Source organism: Coprococcus sp. OM04-5BH, assembly GCF_003482105.1.
Lineage (GTDB): Bacteria > Bacillota > Clostridia > Lachnospirales > Lachnospiraceae > Coprococcus.
Window position 1 is genome coordinate 1,102,354 of record NZ_QULM01000001.1, and the last position, 16,754, is coordinate 1,119,107.

The window sequence follows — 16,754 nt, forward strand, 5'->3', positions numbered from 1 at the left end:
GCTTTGACAGGCAGGAACAACTTTATAAAGTCTGGGAAGCCAGATCTTCGGCTGTGACTTCATAATTGCGGTATCGTTCACCGGGACGCATCGGCATCCGGGTAGAAAGAAACTTTTCGATATTAAAAGCGTTCTTCTCATTAAAATCGGAAAGCAGTTTGTAATTTGGGTGTTTGGTTATATCGTATTTCCGGGAGAGGAACGGCCGCACACCCCTGATCTGCAACAGACATTTACCCCCGTCCATGACTGCCAGTTCATCCACCGACATCAGATCCTTTCCCAGCTTTTGAAAATTTTGTCCGTGGGATTCCTGATTGCCCTTTGTGACACTGGTGTTATACAGGTCGATGGTCTCTTTCCCCAATAGGGAGTTCCAGCTTTTTAAGGTGGTTTCTTCTTTGCCTCCTAAGAAAAGGGAGGCGTCACAGTTACCGATGATGGTGTCCATGTTGTCTTTATACAGGGCTTTGAGTTGGCTTTGCGCCTGCAGCACCAGGCAGGCAGAGATCTCACGGCTTCGGATGGTCGCCATAAGACGCTCCAGGTTCGGGATCTGCCCGATATTTGCCGCCTCGTCGATCAGGCAGCGCACATGGATGGGAAGCCTTCCACCATATACATCATCCGCCCGCTCACACAAGCGGTTAAACAAAATGGAATAGATCAGACTGATCAAAAATGCAAAGGTCCCGTCCGTGTCACTCATAATAAGGAAAAGAGCAGTCCGTTCATCTCCCAGCATATCCAGATCCAGTTCGTCATACATGGTAATTTCCCTGACTTCTTTAATGTCAAAAGGAGCCAGTCTGGAAGCACAGGAAATAAGGATCGACTTGGCTGTTTTTCCGGCAGCGAGCTTATATTTCTTATATTGACGCAGGGCAAAATGATCCGGGTCTTTCTGTTCCAGCGCGTCAAAGAGAAGGTCAACGGCATTTTTGAACGACTCATCATCCTCACGGACTTCCATTGCGTTCAGCATTTCTACCAGTGTGGCAAAATTCTGTTCGTTTGCCGGAGCCTCATAATAGATATATCCGATCAGTGCCGTATAGAGCAGGGTTTCTGCCTTGACCCAGAAATCGTCTCCGGCTTTTCCTTCGCCTTTGGTATTGGCGATTAGGGTAGTGACGATCTTCAGAATATCTTTCTCGGAATGAATGTAGGCGAACGGGTTAAAGTGCATACTTTTCTGGAAATTGATCGTATTGAATACCCGTATTTTATAGGACTCATAGATGATCTTTCCTTTTTCATTACGCACAGGCTTTCCGTCCTTGTCCAGCTTTGGTGTGCCTCGCTGCAACATCTTTCCGCATTCCACAAGGACTGTACCTTTCGGATCGGTGACGACGTAGGAACTGTGCATTTGCATCAGATTGGGCTTGATGAAAAAGCGCGTTTTTCCCGAACCTGATCCTCCGACTACCAGTACATTTTTATTTCTTGCATTGGCCGGATTTTTGGGCCTTCCGTTTAACATCAGTCCTTCACTTTGGGTAAGAATGATATTGTTTTCCGGATTTGGGTCCATAAACGGGGCAATATCGGCTTTATTTCCCCATCTTGCAGAACCATATTCCACATTTTTGCGGTATTTCTTAGCGTCTTTCCCTCTAAGATAGACTGCCAGCCGCATAATGGCTGCACCGCAGAAACCGATCAGCCAGTCCATTGCCGCCCCCGGCCACATACTCTGAAACGCAAGGGCAAAGCCTTCGGACAGTCCTAACAGCTTTTGGGAAGCGTCTGCTCCGGGAGCCAGCCGCACCGCTTCGCCCAGCTTGGCAAATACCAGAAGGAACAGAACATAAGGCAGATGGAGAATGACCTGTTTTTTCAATGTTTCTGCATCAATCTTCATCGTTCCGGTCCTCCGTGTTCTTTGTTCTTTACACGGTCACGGCCAAGCGACTGTGCCAGTTCTTTGAACTTATGAAGCTGTATAAGCAGCGACGGTCTGGTGCTGCGTGTAAGGTCTTTCTTTGTATATTCCTTAAAAGCTGCCGTCAGTGCATCCGCCTGGTTTGCCTTGAAATATACCGTCCATTTTGGGGGATCGGTCCCAAGTTCCTTTTCTATATGGTAGCGTACCTGATGTTTTCTGGCATACCGTTCAAAAGAGCGGATTCGCCCTGAAACTTCAATGGTATTGGCTCCGGGGTCTTTATAAGTCAGCCGCTTCATGCTGTTGCGCCCGACTTTTGGCATTGTGCGTTCCTGTTCCATCTTTTGGAGTACCGCAGCAATAGCCGCACGCAGTACCCGCCCTGACAGTTTTGCTGCCTGTATAGAAACAGAAACCGTTCGTTGTTCGAGTTCTTCCTGCAAGAGCATCCTCCTTTCTGATAAAATCGGTATTTATAATATGGAAATAACTTTTTACCGGCTTTCCCCAAGAACCTGCTGTCGGGAAGCGTGTTCAAAGGCTTTTGCTGCCTGATCGACCTGAATTTTAGCATGTTTCAAAAGCGTCTTGATGATCGTAGCCGGGCGTTCCTGTTCCTCCAGATGATCGACCATCCCTTTGCACTCATCCGGGAGGTATGCCGCCATATCTTTCAACACATCGGAAAAGTTACCCATAAAGCCCCAGCAGCTATCCGACAGCTCCCCGTTTTTATAAAGCTCAAACCCATAACATTCGCCACGCAGATAGGAATCATAAGCGGCGACTTCGCTGCGCATCAGTGCGTCCGCTTTCTGCCGGATGGCGCCGGTCATCTTGTCAGCGTCAAATTCCTTTAGGGCATCTTCTTTGGAAACATAGATCCAGCCGACCTGTCCGCTGTCCCATTCTGCATGAGGAGCCCTGCCTGAGAAACTTTCTGTACTCATGGCAAGACCTGAGTGGTCGTAGAGATAGAGGGGGAGCATCAGATACTTTTCCGAAATTACTTTCTGCATTGCTTCATCGATCGCCCGTTCCTCTGTCTTTGGTCCATGCCGGAAACGGCTGCTTACAATGTTTACCATCCGTTCATAGCGTTTCATGCCGGCTTCATCATGTCCTACGGTATCTAAATACATTTCCCGCAGGAAGTCATCTTTGTCCATATGGTTGTGATGGTCGCCCAGCGCATAGCTGGGATGAAAGCATACCATCGTCCCAAAATGTTCATCTACCTCACGGGGAGAGATCAGAATATCGTCCGGCTGCACCATAAGGGCATAAGGTTCATTTACTGCCATTAACATAATTGGCTCCTTTCTTTCTACAAATCCGGGCCGGAATGGTGCATCATCGGTTTTTCCCGGTGCTCATTGGTTGCAGGCTGCTTGACTGCAATGATCTCGCCGGCAAGCCTTGCAAATTTTTCAGGGTACTTGAATTGCTCCCCATATTTCTCCATCAGATCCGGGGAAAGGTCTGTAAAATTTTCCTCGCCAAGACCAACGATCAGAAAATTCCCGGACACAATATCATAGATGTGGCCGTCATCGTCAAAGAGAGCTCGGTTCAAAGGCAGCCCCATCAGCTTGCCTTCTTCATTGCAGATCAGAGCCACCGGGTCCTCATACGGATAGACCGCCTGAATATCTCCGCCCACTGCCGCCTGCAAGGATTTCAGACCACTTTCGATCTCCGCAGCATAAGGGGACTTGCCCGGCTCTACCATTAACACTTTCATAATTGTATATCCTCCTTCTTTTTCATTGCCGTACCGGGAGTGGTTGGCGTTTTTTCCTGAGTTTTTGCCACAGAGAGCTTCCCCAGGACGGAAGGCTTCTCCTGGTTTTCGGGTGTAAAAATACCGCCCTCCGAAACCTCGGTGGCGGCATGTTCCGTTTTGGCCTGTTCCAGTCCTTCAACCGTATAGCCAGGTAAAAGAGTACCGTGAACCATAAAATGGTGCTCATATTCTTTCGGGATCGGCGGGGAAATTTCCGTGAATAAATGGGAATAGGCTTTCTTTCGCCCGTCCAGGTATTTTATGGCTGCGTTCTTATCTGTATATCGTTTCTGGTTTTGTCCGGCAATCTTTGCTCCATATCCCTGCTTCGGGGAATGAATACGGACTTCCCATGTCACATACCAGGCAATCGGAACACTCTGTTTGGTTTCTCTGTCATATTTCGTATCTTCCCAAATACTGCAGGTCATCTGATAGACCCGGTTGCTGATTTTCTGATCCGCCCTCCAGTTATCGGTGTCTTTCCACTGGTTGCCGGTATGTTCGATCTCCGGTGTACGAAGATATTCCAAAGCCCGGTTGATCGTCTGTGTTGCCGCTGCCTGCTGTTCCCACTGTTTTGCAGCAGCCACCACGATTTCATAGGCTTTCTGCTCCCCGTCAATACTTCCCTGGCGCATGGCTTCCAGGCTATCGGTTCCCATTGTGATCAGAGTAGAAATATCCACATTTTCACAAACTACGCTGTGTTCAATTTTAAGCTCTGATCCCGGCGTCAAGTGGTCGCCATACCGGTAGGCATGGTAATCCCTGTTTTCTTCCAAAATGCTGTTCACCTCCTGCTATATTTCCGGCTCATGGTTTTTTCTGAAAATCGTCTGTGCCGGTGATTTTTTATCTGCCGGTCTGTTTGCCGCAAGCTGATCCATCACGGAAGGACGGCCGACGCCGAACATGGATAGCTGACCGTCCGCTGCCTCACGAAGTTCAGAAACAGAGAGAGGAAGCGTTACATCGGCATGGGTCAATAGCTGTTCCCGTTTCAAATCCTGAATGATCTCGTCAAAAACAGCGTTGATCGCACGGCGTTCTTCCCCCACAGGAAAGGCTTTCAATACCTCCATTTCTCCGTCTTTACCGGAAACCAGGGTAAGGGCACAGTCGGCATGGCCTACCAGATAATCCGATGTGTAGGGCAGTTTGTCCTTGATATAACAGGCAAAGGCTCTGGCTGTCATTTCCACATTGCTGTCCCAATAACCGCCGTCTTTTTCACATTCTTTTCCCATGCGTACCGAATTACGGTAAAAATCAGTTTCCGTCCGTCCAATCTGCGGAGCTTCCTGCGCCTGCATCCTGGAAAGCATACGCTCAAAAATTTCCAGCCGTTCCCGTTCACTTTTGGGAATTACCCGGCCGGTAACATTCTTCTTAAATGCGCTGATCTGTCCCACAGAGCCGGGTTCGCCGGACAAAAATGCTTCCCGCAAGACTGCGTAAGTTTCCATCTGTTCCTCATTGCCATACCGTTTCAGAGAGGCAAGAACCGAGGAATCCAGCCAGCTTGCCGCATTTTTCCGGGTGCGTTCTGTTTGTGCTTCCGTGCGCTTTGCTGCCTGTTCCGGTGTTTCCGGTTTATACTTCATGGTGTCAATGAGTTTTTGGAACGGCGCATAGAGGCGGGGCTGTTCTGACAGCATCCCTTTTGCGCCCATCTTTGTACCAAGATAATCGTCAAGTCCATGCCACCATTCATGTGCCAGCGAACCGGCCCCGTGCATTTTCGTAAGATTGATGACTGTACGCAAAGGTTCATAATGAGCCGCAGCATTGCCGCTGCCTCTTGCACCAAAAGCGATAGCAAGCGTTCCCTGATAAGCAATATCTTTATCGCTGATCTTAAGGGCTGACGCCAGATCCTTTAGTGCTTCAAATCCCATGTTAAGGGAGGTCTGACGGTCGTTCTGGTTCATCCAGTTTCCAAACTCGCCGCCGCGGAATCCAAATGTATCAAGATAATGCTGTCCGGTGATCTCCACGCCATTCCGATAATCCGGGCCGGTACGTTTGACATGGGCGAGCTGGGGAGGGACAAACCGGATCTTCCCATTTTTGTTCCTGCCTTTGGCAAGTTCCTGCACCCATTTCAGGGCAGCTTCTTTGGTCTCAAAATTGGTCCGCAGGATCGAATAGCCTTTTGTCACATAGTAGGTACCGGGTTTCCAGTCCTCATTTTTAGAATAGGTATGTTTCCCGTCGTTGAAGTGGATCGCATAACCTTTCGGTATTTTCTGCTCTTTGGAAACACAAAACTGTTCCTTTTTTGCTTTCTGAGTAAAGTTGCGCTCAAAATATTCAGCCGAGCGGATCAGCATAGTATTGGATAATTTGTTTGTAATCACGGGATTGTCCTGACCCTTTTTCGTTGCCCGGTAATGGATTCCGCTTACCCAGCCCTGTACCTTTTCTAAATATCCATTGTCAACGAAAAAGCGGTCATAGGCTCTCATGGCATCCTCCACAGTACGGACATCTGAAAGCACTGTCTGCAATTCCCGGACTGTTTTTATATACTCCTTTTGCCTCGCAGTCCGTTTTTCCGGGGTGTCATCCGTGCGGTAATACTGAGGAGAGGCGTTTAAGCCGTCCCTTGCTTTTTTGATAAAATAGACCACGCCAAGAGGAATCCCTTCCTCCAGCATGGCTGCATAGTCCGGCTTTTTCCAGACATTATCCTTTTTCACAAATTTTTCGGCTTCGCGCTCATTCATGGCTTCCAGATCATCCGCATACAGCCCGCGGTCTTTCCACAGGTCTTTTTTCGCACCGCCGATCTTTTCACCGAAATCTTCATGCACTCCTGCCAATCTTCATCACCTCCAGTCAGTGTAAAATTCTTATCGCTCCGGGGCAGGGCGACGTTCTTCGTTTTTGTGAAGTTGTGGGAGGTTTCCTGTGAGCCGGTCAGTTTCCCTGCGGATCAGTTTGTCCAGAGCGCCTAAATCCTCCGGTGCAATGGCAAACTCCCGGTAATTTTCATACCACAGGCCCGTAGAGATTGCCGCGATGGGCGCAATTTTCTCCGAACCGGATGGAAGAAGGCGATACACAGGGGCTTCGTCATAAAGAAGCATTTGCTTTGCCGTTCCCTGTGGTATGCGGTACTTATCCATATCCGGGTTCTGGGCTGCCTCCATATATTGCATATTCAGGCGTTCTTCTAAATCCTGGGGCATATAACGAAATGCCTGATCCATCCACTGTCTGAACATCGTGGAATAGTGGTACTGCCATTCCGTAACTTGATTCGGGGCATAAGAAAACCCCCAACTTTTCAGAGCATCTTTTTCGTAAAGCTCCATTTCAGTCCATTCTTTCAGGCTGACCGTAGCCGCTGAACCATCTTTGCGTTCGATATTGACGCCGCAAGGATAGAGGATATTTCTTTTTATATCCTGCCGCAGCGTGTCTAAATCCATCATCAGGACATCTCCGTACAAGTGACCGCCCTCTCTGCGATCCGTATGAAACAGGAAAGCCCTCGCTCCGATAAACTCCGTTGTTGAGATCATTTGATAAAGATCCGCCGTAGAACAATAAGCAAACAAAGCGTCGGAAAGCCATATGTGATTTTTTCCCATGATGGCAATGGAATCAGCCCCGGTATTTGTCGCCAGAGAACGCATATTAAATTCGCATTCCCTAAGAAAATCTCCGGCAAAAATATGGAGCTCATACGCAAAGACGGATAAGTCTGTATCACGGATCAAATGAATCTGCGGTAGTGGTTCCTGATTCAATCAAATTCCTCCTTTCATGTGAAGCAGCTCTTTGACCTGCTCATTTTCCGCAAACGGCTGGCTATCTGTCTCCGCCATTTAATCAATCCCTCCCATCTGCCGGTAGCTGCCCGCCGGCAATCTTGCCGACAATCTCCGGACCGGTTTCATAAATCTGCATGAGGCGTTTTGCTGTGCCGCAGGGCTGTGCAGCTCCGCTGGTCCAAAGACGCACTGTGGATGGGGCAACATTCATCAAAAGAGCAAAGCCCTTTTCGTTCATGTCCAGCTTTTTCATCAGCGATTTAACCATATCGGGGCCGTAGTCTGGACACCGGGAAGCCTCGGCAATCATCTGCAAAGCGGTATTTTCAATTTTTTTCATTTTCAAATCCTCCTGTTATTTGTTTTCCAGCCTTATGCCGGAGCAAAGCTGATCTGGTTGTGTTTCATCCTTTTGGCAAAATCCGGCAGCGAATAATTTACCCCGTCAATTTCTGCATGGGTGTCATCCAGACGATGACAAACAGCAAAGTGCCTGTCCCCGTTTCCATAGAACAGGCAGAGTAAACCATTGTCGGGAATGGAAAACAGCGCTTTTCCGGCGCTGTCTGTAAAGCAGATATGTTGAGATCCATTCATGTTGAAATCCTCCCTAAATTGAAACAGCCGCCTCTTTTGGGCGGCGTTGGTGCTGGCTGGTTTGCAGTTGTTCCCGAACCAGCAGCAATTTCTCATTGTAATCTTTTCCCATCCGGGGAGGGTTGACACTTACCCGGATATGACGGAAACGTTTATCCTCGTGAAGCATGGTCTTGATTTTCCGGGCATTGACAAATCCGGCAAGGTCGTGGTCCATATAAAGGGTAACACGCCGTATCTCCGGGTGGCGTTCCAGGAAAGAAGTCAGCGCCACATGGGAAGTACCGCCCAAAGACAAGCGATAACCATTCCATTTCCATCCCTCCAGCTCTTGAAGTGTCGCATGGGAAAGCGCATCAATAGGAGCTTCAAAGACTGCCACATGCCGGCTGCCCGGACTTTGCGGGGGATAACAAAAGTTATATCCTTTGTCGCTGCCATAGACATCCTTTTTGAGATTGCCGCTGATACTGCGCATACAGGCAAACTTCGCTTTCCCGGAATCATCTTTCCCAACAAACACACAAACCGGTTCTCCATGATACCGGGCTTCGTAAAAAATCCCGGCTTGTAAACACTGGCGAATGACTTCTGAGCTGATCCCCCGTTTCTGCAAATAGGAGACCGCAGCGGTCGCGCAACGTCTGGCCCAGGGGAGAGCGAATGTTTTCTTTTCCGGCTCTTTTGATACCTGTATTTCTGCCGTACTTCGGTAAGCCGGTTCCTGTGGGATTTCGCCACCTACCAGAGCATGAACCGCATCCACAAGACCATATCCCCGAATCTGGATCAGGTAGTCCAGCGCATTGATACTCCGTCCGCGGCTGTTCCAGTACCAGTACCTTTTCCCGGTCACATATACCAGACTGTCATGCTCCTTATGCCGGAAATTAGGTCCATCCTGTTTCAGCACGCCGGGTTCATGGAATTGCAGGTAAGTAAACAAGTCAGCTTCCCGCGCTGCCTGAATCTGTTCTTTGGTTACGCCGGGCATAGTACCGGCACAGTGTTTCTTTTCATTGTGCTTTGCCTCCTTCCTGTGATGAAATGAAAAAAGACACCCAAAGGTGCCTAACAGCCGTACAGGTCGTGATTGACCTCGGCACGGTAATAGCTGTCCATTGTAGCCGGGGCATTATACAGCGCCGCCAGCAGATACGCTTTGATGTTTCCGACCTTCGTTGTGTTCTTGTCGATACAGTCAAAGACATACTCTAAGTGGCCGGAATTGATCTTCAGGAACCGGCTCTTGACGATCTCCCTCGGAAAATCATCTCCGGCAATGCGAATGTAAGGGCGTTTCGACAAAATCACTTCAAGCATAAGTTCAAGGGCTTCATCCAAACGTTCCCTGCCATACCGTAAGACCAGTAAGTCATATTCAATATTTTCTTTGATGATTTCACGATAGGCTTCTATCAGCTCTATCCGATCCATCCCATCCGTGCGGTTTGCCGCTTCCGGCTCTGCCGGATAGATTGATGGATAAGTTATTGATTTATCTTTTTTTGATTTTTTTGTTTTTAATGGATTAGTATTTAATTGTGCCGGATTTTCCTGTTCAGGTTCCGCCTGTTTAGGTTTTGCCTGTTCTGGTTTTACCTGTCTTGGATTTTCCCGTTTAGGTGAAAGCCCTGTGTTTTCGGTACTTACAGGCTGCTCATGGATCGTATATTCAATGTCTCCCAACTGCCCGTTATCATAGCGGAGGCGCTGTCTGGTGAGATAACCATGCCGCTCCAGTTCCTTCAGGGCAGTAGTGATAGAATCCACACCATCCTTGCAGATATGGGCGAGTCCCTTTGTGGTATAATCCCAATCTTCCGGCAGCGACAACATAAGTGATAAAAGCCCCTTTGCCTTTAAGGACAACTCCGTATTGCGCAGATGGTGATTGCTCATTATCGTAAAGTCCTTTGTTTTCTCTACACGGAATACTGCCATTGTACCGCCTCCTTTCTTCGACTATTCCGTTACAAGGCATGATCCCTGCGGTCATAATGGAGATGACCGTCAGAGACCTTCGCATGGTTTTTCAGTTTCACTTCGCCCCGTTCCTGGCTCTCTAAAAATTTCTGATAGCCGGCATCTGTAAGGAACAAGCGCATCTTATCGCCTTTGTCGCCAACAGGGGAATCGTAAGACAATACATCAAAGACGATCATGTGCTTTACTTCTGGATCAAAGCGTTCAAGTGCCATGATGTCATGCCCCTTCAATTTTTCTGCCTCTGATTGTTGTCTGGCCTCGGCGATCTTTTCTCCAATCGTCCGGGCTGGATAGGGCAGACGGTAATTCTTCTGAATATCTTTTACCAAGTCCATGCACTCTGCATTTGACAGAACACGAAGTTTTGCCATAAGACCTTCTGCCGCCTCCCGCTGTTCGGAATTATTTGAATACCGCACGGTCATATAAAGTTCATTCAGGATCTTTGTCTGATAATCGCCCTCCACTTGAAAGAGCAGCTTTTTTTCCATTTCGTTTAATTCCATGTGGATCTCCTTTCTCTCGAAAATGAGTATGAAAAAAGGGCGTCCACCTATAAAAGTGAAACGCCCACGGCAACCAGCGGTCAGACATAAAGCCGGACCGCTGGCACTATTAAATTTTGTCGTTAATAAAACAGCCTCCTTTTTTCTTTATAGTTTTCGTCAATTTTCAACTTGGAAAAGGAATTGAATAAAAGACGACAAACGCTCAAACCCCTTGAAAATAAAGGCTTTTTCTGTTTGTCGTTATTATACCGTAACGGCATACCCACGCATCACTTTTGCTGTTTGCAGGGGTATCTATAGCCAGCGTTGCCCGTAGACTGGGGCATGCCAGTATGACCACAACTCAAAAAACGTATCTGCACATTATTCAGGAGCTGGAGAATAAGGATGTAGATTTGGTAATGCGGACGTTATCCGGATTATAAATGTTGTTACAATATATGATACACTTAGATGCTTGCGCTGATTTTAAAGAGGAAACGATTATGAAAATGACAACCCTATGCTACATAGAAAAGGATGGATGTTACCTTATGCTCCATCGAACCAAGAAGGAAAAGGACATAAACAAGGGCAAATGGATAGGCGTGGGTGGACACGCAGAGTATGCAGAGACACCGGAGGAGTGCCTGCTCCGTGAGGTGAAGGAGGAGACCGGACTTACCCTTACTTCCTACAGATTTCGTGGACTTATCACCTTTATAAGCAATGAATGTGAGCCGGAGCAGATGTGCCTGTTCACTGCGGATGATTTCATCGGCGAAGTTCAGATATGTGACGAGGGAGACCTTGCCTGGATAGACAAGAAGAAGGTTCCTAAGCTTCCAACCTGGACAGGAGACGCCATATTCTTAAAGATCATTCTTGAGGATGAACAGAGATTTTTTACTTTGAAGCTCAGATATGAAGGTGATGAGCTGGTGGAGCATGAGGTTAGATATTACTAGTATTATATAGCCTCACCCTATAACCTATAATAAAAAATTCAGATTATACAAATACTGCCTTGAATGGTAGTATTTTTTTATCAGATAAACCTACTAAAATGCTAGGGAGATAAGTAGAAGACATACAACAGATAGAAGATAGGTATACATGTATTTAAGCACAGAAAGGATACATTATGAGCAAGAAAAACTGGATAAGGCGTTTCGAGCCTCTTACCGGAGAGCGGCTAGTTGAGGTTGCTCTGGAATCAGCAGCCTGGCTTGAAACCTACGGACATAAAGATAAAGATACAGAATATTGGGATGTGCTGCCGGGAAAGCAGGTGGGTGAAGACACTCTGCTTTTGAAATCCACAAGCCTTTATGGCGGGGCGGCGGGCATTGCGTTATTTTACCTGAGACTTTATGTTGCAACCGGTGATGAGGAGTGGCTTAAGAAAGCCAGGGCCGGAGCAGCATACGTTATGAAGAATTACAAAGGAAAAGAAGATTTTACTACTGACCAACCTTATCTGCAGGGGGCTTATATAGGATATCTGAACGGTCCTGCAGGTGGCGGATATCTGGCTTCGGAGTTATACAGGATCACAGGAGACGAGGAGTATAAGACATTTGCCGTCAGGGTTACTGATGATTGTATCCTGTCTGCAAATGAAGAAAATGGCAGATTATTCTGGTACGGCGATTACGGGATCATAGGTGAAGGCGGTCTGATATTGTATCTTGTTGATTCCTATGAACTCTACGGTGATGAGAGATATATACAGGCGGCGGCTAAGGCGGCAGCCTACATACTGGATAAGAAGGAGCCGGCACCTGACGGCGGTTACAGGTGGTATGTAATGCCTACAGAGACATTTCCAACTATCGGCAAGCCGGGGGGATATTTTCCGGGATTTGAATATGGTGCTGCAGGTTGTGGATACATTCTTGCGGAGGTATATAAACACGTAGCAGGCAACAGGGAGGTTAAGGCACCATTACCTTTGTCAGAATACATAGAAGCTGCACAGGGGGCTGCAGAGTACATAATGAACATTGCCGATTACTCAGAGGATGGTGAGGCGGCTCTTGTGAGGTACAACGACACATACCTCACAGATCTTTATTACTTGGGAGTGTGTCAGGGACCTGTGGGAACCTCAAGGCTGTTCTACAGCTTATATGAGATTACAGGTGAGGAAAGGTACAAGGATTTTGTGGTGAAGCTTACCAACGGACTTCTTGCCACAGGAGCACCGGCGAAGCATTCGGAGGGATATTGGCGTACCAACTGTTACTGCTGTGGTGCAGCGGGAATGTTGGAGCATTTTCTAAACGTACACAAGCTTACAGGGGATGACCGATACCTGAGTGCGGCTTATGATGCGGCAGAGACCATCATAGGTGAGTCTACTTACAGGAATAAATTAAGAAACTGGTACACGGCATGGAACAGGCACGAGCCGGAGACATCAGATCCGTACATAGGACTATATCATGGATCAGCAGGCTGCGCGTCTTCACTTATAGCATTTGCCCGGTATATAAGCGGCGGGGATTACCTTCCGCCATACCTGGAGGATCCATACAAAGACTTATACAGAAAGTAACTAACGAAAGAGAGGATATATCATGAGCAACATTATAAAGAATATTGAAGAACTGGTAGGACATACACCATTATTTGAATTTGTAAAATATCAGGAAAAGAACAACATAGAGGCACATCTTCTTGGCAAGCTGGAGTACTTCAATCCATCAGGCTCCATAAAGGACAGAGCTGCACTTAACATGATCAAGGCGGCAGAGGAGAAGGGAATACTCCATCCGGGAGATACTATTGTAGAGAATACATCAGGAAATACAGGTATCGGACTTGCTGCATTTTCAGCCAGCAGGGGCTACAAGCTTACCGTATTCCTTGAGCCGGGACAATCAGAGGAGAGACAGAAGATGTTGGAGGCATATGGTGCAGAGCTTAAGAGCATGTTTGATGTGCCGGGAGTCCCTGAGGCATTCGCAAATGGAACCTTCTCAACAGGCTTTTATCAGGAAGCAATCCAAAGATACTGCGATGCACAGCCTACACCACATTATTTCATAAACCAGCTTGCAAATGAAGCCAACCCGGGAGTTCATTACACAACCACAGGCCCTGAGATCTGGGAAGATACCGACGGCAAGGTTGACATCCTTGTGGCAACCAGTGGTACTGCCGGAACCATAACAGGTTTATCAAAATATTTCAGAGAAAAAAACCCTGATGTGAAGATTGTTGCCGTTCAGGCAGATGTCACATCAAGACCGGGCGGATCTGAGGATCCACAGACTATAGATGGTATTGCACCATTTGGCGATCCGGGATTCCCTGACAGCGCAAAGGCTCCGTTCATCGTTGGATTTGACTATGATGAGTGTGTAGATGTTAAGGGCGAGGACGCCTACGCTGTAGGACGTGAGATTGCCCGGACAGATGGTGTGTTCTTAGGTCAGTCGGCAGCCGCAGCCATATATGCAGCGACAGTGGTAGCTAAGAGACCTGAAAATAAGGGCAAGAATATAATCATTGCCCTTGCCGACAACGGAATGAAATATTTAAGCACAAACATGTATCCACTAAGCCATAAGGTCCAGTAGTAATCTTAAGGTTATCATGTGGGTATGCCCCAGGCAGTGTGGCAGAGTATAGAACATAAGGCGAGCAAAGTAATTGTGATCCGTTCATAGCTTCATAATTGTAATCCATTCATCGCTTCATAATTGTGGTCCACTCATAGCTTCTTAAATTGACCATGATACATAATGGTGGTACAATTCATAATAAAAGCAGGTTGCGCCAATAAATAATTTAGGTGATGGGGTATGAAGAAACAGGAAAAAATCAAAAACAAAATATCCTGGAAGCTGATCGTAACGTCAGTGCTTGTGGTGATATTTGCCATGTTGATGGAGTTTGGAATACTGGTTTATATTAATAATAAGAGTTCTGAGACAACATCCAAGGTACTCCTTGATCAGGTAATAAGTATTATAGACGAGAACCGGAGAAATGAAGAGGAGATGCTGGCTTCGCTTAAGAACGACTATATGATCCGCGCAAGGGCAGTTTCTTATATGATAGATTCAAGGCCGGAGTCGGAGCAGGATGTAGGTGAGCTTAACAAGATAGCAACCCTTATGTCAGTTGACGAGATACATATCTTTGATGCAACAGGAACCATATGCAGCGGAACTATACCTAAGTACTATGGTTATAATTTTGATTCGGGAGACCAGATGGGTTTTTTCAAGCCTATGCTTAAGGACAAGGAACTGACCATGTGCCAGGATGTTACCCCGAATACCTCAGAAGGTAAGGAAATGATGTATGCCATTACCTGGAATGAGGAAGGAACACATATGGTGCAGGTTGGCATTAAGCCTGTGAGGCTTCTGGAAGAGGTTAAGCAGAATGAGATTTCTGCAGTTATAGGAAATATGCCGACCTATGAGGGTATGCATATATACGTGGCAGATGCAGATACAGGTATTATACGTGGCGCCACGGAAAGTAGTAAGATAGGTCGTACAATAAGCAAGGCTGATTATATAAATGATGTAATAACAGATGGGAAAACTATCAGTTTCAACTACTGGTATGAGGGCAAGAGGTATAACAGTGTAGTTAAAAAGAGTGGGGATTATCTTATAGGTATCCTGTATGAAACGGCTATAAATGACAAGAGTAATCTGGCAGTTATGGCAGTGATGGCTGCGTACCTGATAATAACAGTGGTAGTCCTGTATCTGGTTGTCAGAAGACTGCTTATGGCAAGGGCTGAGCGTGATGAGCAGATCAGGCTGTCCAACACCGATGAGCTTACAGGCTGCCTCAACAGGCGTGCTTATGAGGACGACATAAATAATAAGTTAAGCTGGACAGATAAGTTCGTATATGTATCAATGGACGTTGACGGACTTAAGATGGTAAATGATACCATGGGGCATGCTGCAGGTGATGAGCTTATAAAGGGGGCAGCTTCCTGCATGACGCGGTGCTATGGTGAAAACGGTAAGGTGTACAGGACAGGCGGAGACGAGTTCGTTGCCATAGTATTTGCCGGGGATGAGGAATTTGCCCAGTTAAAGAAGAACTTCGATAAGAAGATTGCGTCATGGCATGGCAAGCATGTAAGCTCCATGGTAATATCCTCGGGCTATGTGTTCAGTGACGAGAAGAAGTGGGACTCCGTGTACGATATGGCGAAGGTTGCCGATCGTAAGATGTATGATGAGAAGAATAAGCATTATGAAACAAAGGGACTTGAAAGACGAAGGTAAGCTTCATCGTGAAACTATAAAATATATGGCAGTGGCCGCCATGGTATTAAATCACTTTGCGTATATATTCCTTATACAGGGAAGCTTTCTCTATGAGGTATTTACCGATATTGGCTATTTTACTGCCATAACCATGTGCTTCTTTCTGGTGGAGGGATATGGTTATACAAGCTCAAAAAGAAGGTACGGTGTGAGACTTGGAGTATTTGCCCTGGTATCCCAGATGCCATACATGATGGCATTTTCCGGAGAAGGACTGATGGAATTCCATAGTCTTAACATGATATTCTCTCTGTTTATATGCTATCTCATACTGGTGGCATTTGACCGTATCTACGATGTGAACCTGAGATTTTTCGTGGTGTCGGCGCTGGCGTTAGTGTCACTGATCTGTGACTGGTCATTATTTGCACCGGCATTTGTATTGTTGTTCATATGGGCAGGAGAGTCTAAGGAACGCAGAGGCATGGTATTTCAGGTGTCGGCAGCGGTTTTCTGCGTATTCAATTTTGTAAGCAGACTGGGACAGTGTCCGGTTCTTGATAATATCTTATATTCCATTGGCAACAGCGCAGGAATAATCCTTGCAGGCGTAGTGATTGTGTACTGCTATGGGGGAGAGTGTGCCCCTAAGGGAAGTCGTTCTGCCAAATTTTCAAAGTGGTTCTTCTATATTTTCTATCCGACCCATCTGTTGGTGCTGGGACTTATCAGGATGGCATTAAAATATTAACAATCCATAAATAGGTTTGCCACATATTAAATAATCATAAAGCTATTGACGGAGTTTTCAGTTAAAAGCTATAATGATAAGGTACATGTTATAAACAGCTTCATTCGGAAGCGTTTTTTTATAGTTCGGATTGGCACTCACAGACTCGGAGTGCTAACGCTCCCATAAATGTAAGGTAAGAACAATAGAATAACAAAGCTGAATGATTTGATCAA

17 protein-coding genes and 1 pseudogene are annotated in these 16,754 nt (G+C 46.7%); 6 read left to right on the forward strand and 12 right to left on the reverse strand.

The window, feature by feature from the left end; all coding sequences use genetic code 11:
* Positions 1 to 22: 22 nt before the first annotated feature.
* From DXB54_RS04890 to DXB54_RS04945, 12 genes are all read right to left on the reverse strand, one after another.
* Complete coding sequence (locus tag DXB54_RS04890; protein ID WP_005361076.1) at positions 23 to 1,867, reverse strand: VirD4-like conjugal transfer protein, CD1115 family; 1,845 nt, start codon at positions 1,865 to 1,867, stop codon at positions 23 to 25.
* Positions 1,864 to 2,334, reverse strand: coding sequence for a PcfB family protein (locus DXB54_RS04895; RefSeq protein WP_040446572.1), 471 nt, complete (start codon positions 2,332 to 2,334; stop codon positions 1,864 to 1,866). The genes DXB54_RS04890 and DXB54_RS04895 overlap by 4 nt, the downstream gene beginning before the upstream one ends.
* Before the next feature lie 51 nt (positions 2,335 to 2,385).
* Positions 2,386 to 3,195: a hypothetical protein gene (locus tag DXB54_RS04900; protein WP_243104739.1), complete on the reverse strand. Its 810-nt coding sequence runs from the start codon at positions 3,193 to 3,195 to the stop codon at positions 2,386 to 2,388.
* 23 nt (positions 3,196 to 3,218) lie between these two features.
* Positions 3,219 to 3,635, reverse strand: a complete 417-nt coding sequence (locus DXB54_RS04905) for a DUF3846 domain-containing protein (RefSeq protein ID WP_005361068.1) — start codon at positions 3,633 to 3,635, stop codon at positions 3,219 to 3,221.
* Positions 3,632 to 4,462, reverse strand: coding sequence for a hypothetical protein (locus DXB54_RS04910; protein ID WP_118285559.1), 831 nt, complete (start codon positions 4,460 to 4,462; stop codon positions 3,632 to 3,634). The genes DXB54_RS04905 and DXB54_RS04910 overlap by 4 nt, the downstream gene beginning before the upstream one ends.
* Before the next feature lie 18 nt (positions 4,463 to 4,480).
* Complete coding sequence (locus DXB54_RS04915; protein WP_243104755.1) at positions 4,481 to 6,409, reverse strand: LPD1 domain-containing protein; 1,929 nt, start codon at positions 6,407 to 6,409, stop codon at positions 4,481 to 4,483.
* A gap of 126 nt (positions 6,410 to 6,535) precedes the next feature.
* Positions 6,536 to 7,438, reverse strand: a complete 903-nt coding sequence (locus DXB54_RS04920) for a hypothetical protein (RefSeq protein ID WP_117468897.1) — start codon at positions 7,436 to 7,438, stop codon at positions 6,536 to 6,538.
* A gap of 82 nt (positions 7,439 to 7,520) precedes the next feature.
* On the reverse strand, positions 7,521 to 7,802 hold the full coding sequence (locus tag DXB54_RS04925) for a helix-turn-helix domain-containing protein (protein ID WP_005361060.1): 282 nt from the start codon (positions 7,800 to 7,802) through the stop codon (positions 7,521 to 7,523).
* A 32-nt stretch (positions 7,803 to 7,834) separates the two neighbouring features.
* Positions 7,835 to 8,059: a hypothetical protein gene (locus DXB54_RS04930; RefSeq protein WP_055156485.1), complete on the reverse strand. Its 225-nt coding sequence runs from the start codon at positions 8,057 to 8,059 to the stop codon at positions 7,835 to 7,837.
* A gap of 13 nt (positions 8,060 to 8,072) precedes the next feature.
* Positions 8,073 to 9,005: a DUF3991 domain-containing protein gene (locus tag DXB54_RS04935; protein ID WP_242992161.1), complete on the reverse strand. Its 933-nt coding sequence runs from the start codon at positions 9,003 to 9,005 to the stop codon at positions 8,073 to 8,075.
* Positions 9,006 to 9,130: 125 nt separating this feature from the next.
* On the reverse strand, positions 9,131 to 10,003 hold the full coding sequence (locus tag DXB54_RS04940) for a DUF6017 domain-containing protein (RefSeq protein ID WP_005361053.1): 873 nt from the start codon (positions 10,001 to 10,003) through the stop codon (positions 9,131 to 9,133).
* Between the two features lie 29 nt (positions 10,004 to 10,032).
* A complete protein-coding gene (locus tag DXB54_RS04945) occupies positions 10,033 to 10,554 on the reverse strand; it encodes a DUF5720 family protein (protein WP_118694399.1) in 522 nt (173 codons plus the stop codon).
* Between the two features lie 257 nt (positions 10,555 to 10,811).
* Between DXB54_RS04945 and DXB54_RS12310 the strand changes: the two are divergent.
* The 6 genes and pseudogenes from DXB54_RS12310 to DXB54_RS04975 form a co-directional block, all read left to right on the forward strand.
* Positions 10,812 to 10,982: pseudogene (locus DXB54_RS12310) on the forward strand (site-specific integrase); the annotation flags it as partial.
* 60 nt (positions 10,983 to 11,042) lie between these two features.
* A complete protein-coding gene (locus tag DXB54_RS04955) occupies positions 11,043 to 11,504 on the forward strand; it encodes an NUDIX hydrolase (protein WP_118694400.1) in 462 nt (153 codons plus the stop codon).
* Positions 11,505 to 11,680: 176 nt separating this feature from the next.
* Complete coding sequence (locus DXB54_RS04960; protein WP_118694401.1) at positions 11,681 to 13,096, forward strand: lanthionine synthetase LanC family protein; 1,416 nt, start codon at positions 11,681 to 11,683, stop codon at positions 13,094 to 13,096.
* Between the two features lie 22 nt (positions 13,097 to 13,118).
* Positions 13,119 to 14,123 carry a PLP-dependent cysteine synthase family protein gene (locus tag DXB54_RS04965; protein WP_021938050.1) on the forward strand — a complete coding sequence of 335 codons (1,005 nt, stop codon included), beginning with the start codon at positions 13,119 to 13,121 and terminating at the stop codon, positions 14,121 to 14,123.
* 225 nt (positions 14,124 to 14,348) lie between these two features.
* Positions 14,349 to 15,806, forward strand: coding sequence for a GGDEF domain-containing protein (locus tag DXB54_RS04970; RefSeq protein WP_118694402.1), 1,458 nt, complete (start codon positions 14,349 to 14,351; stop codon positions 15,804 to 15,806).
* Positions 15,775 to 16,539, forward strand: a complete 765-nt coding sequence (locus tag DXB54_RS04975) for a TraX family protein (protein WP_118694403.1) — start codon at positions 15,775 to 15,777, stop codon at positions 16,537 to 16,539. The genes DXB54_RS04970 and DXB54_RS04975 overlap by 32 nt, the downstream gene beginning before the upstream one ends.
* The last annotated feature ends 215 nt before the right edge of the window (positions 16,540 to 16,754 follow it).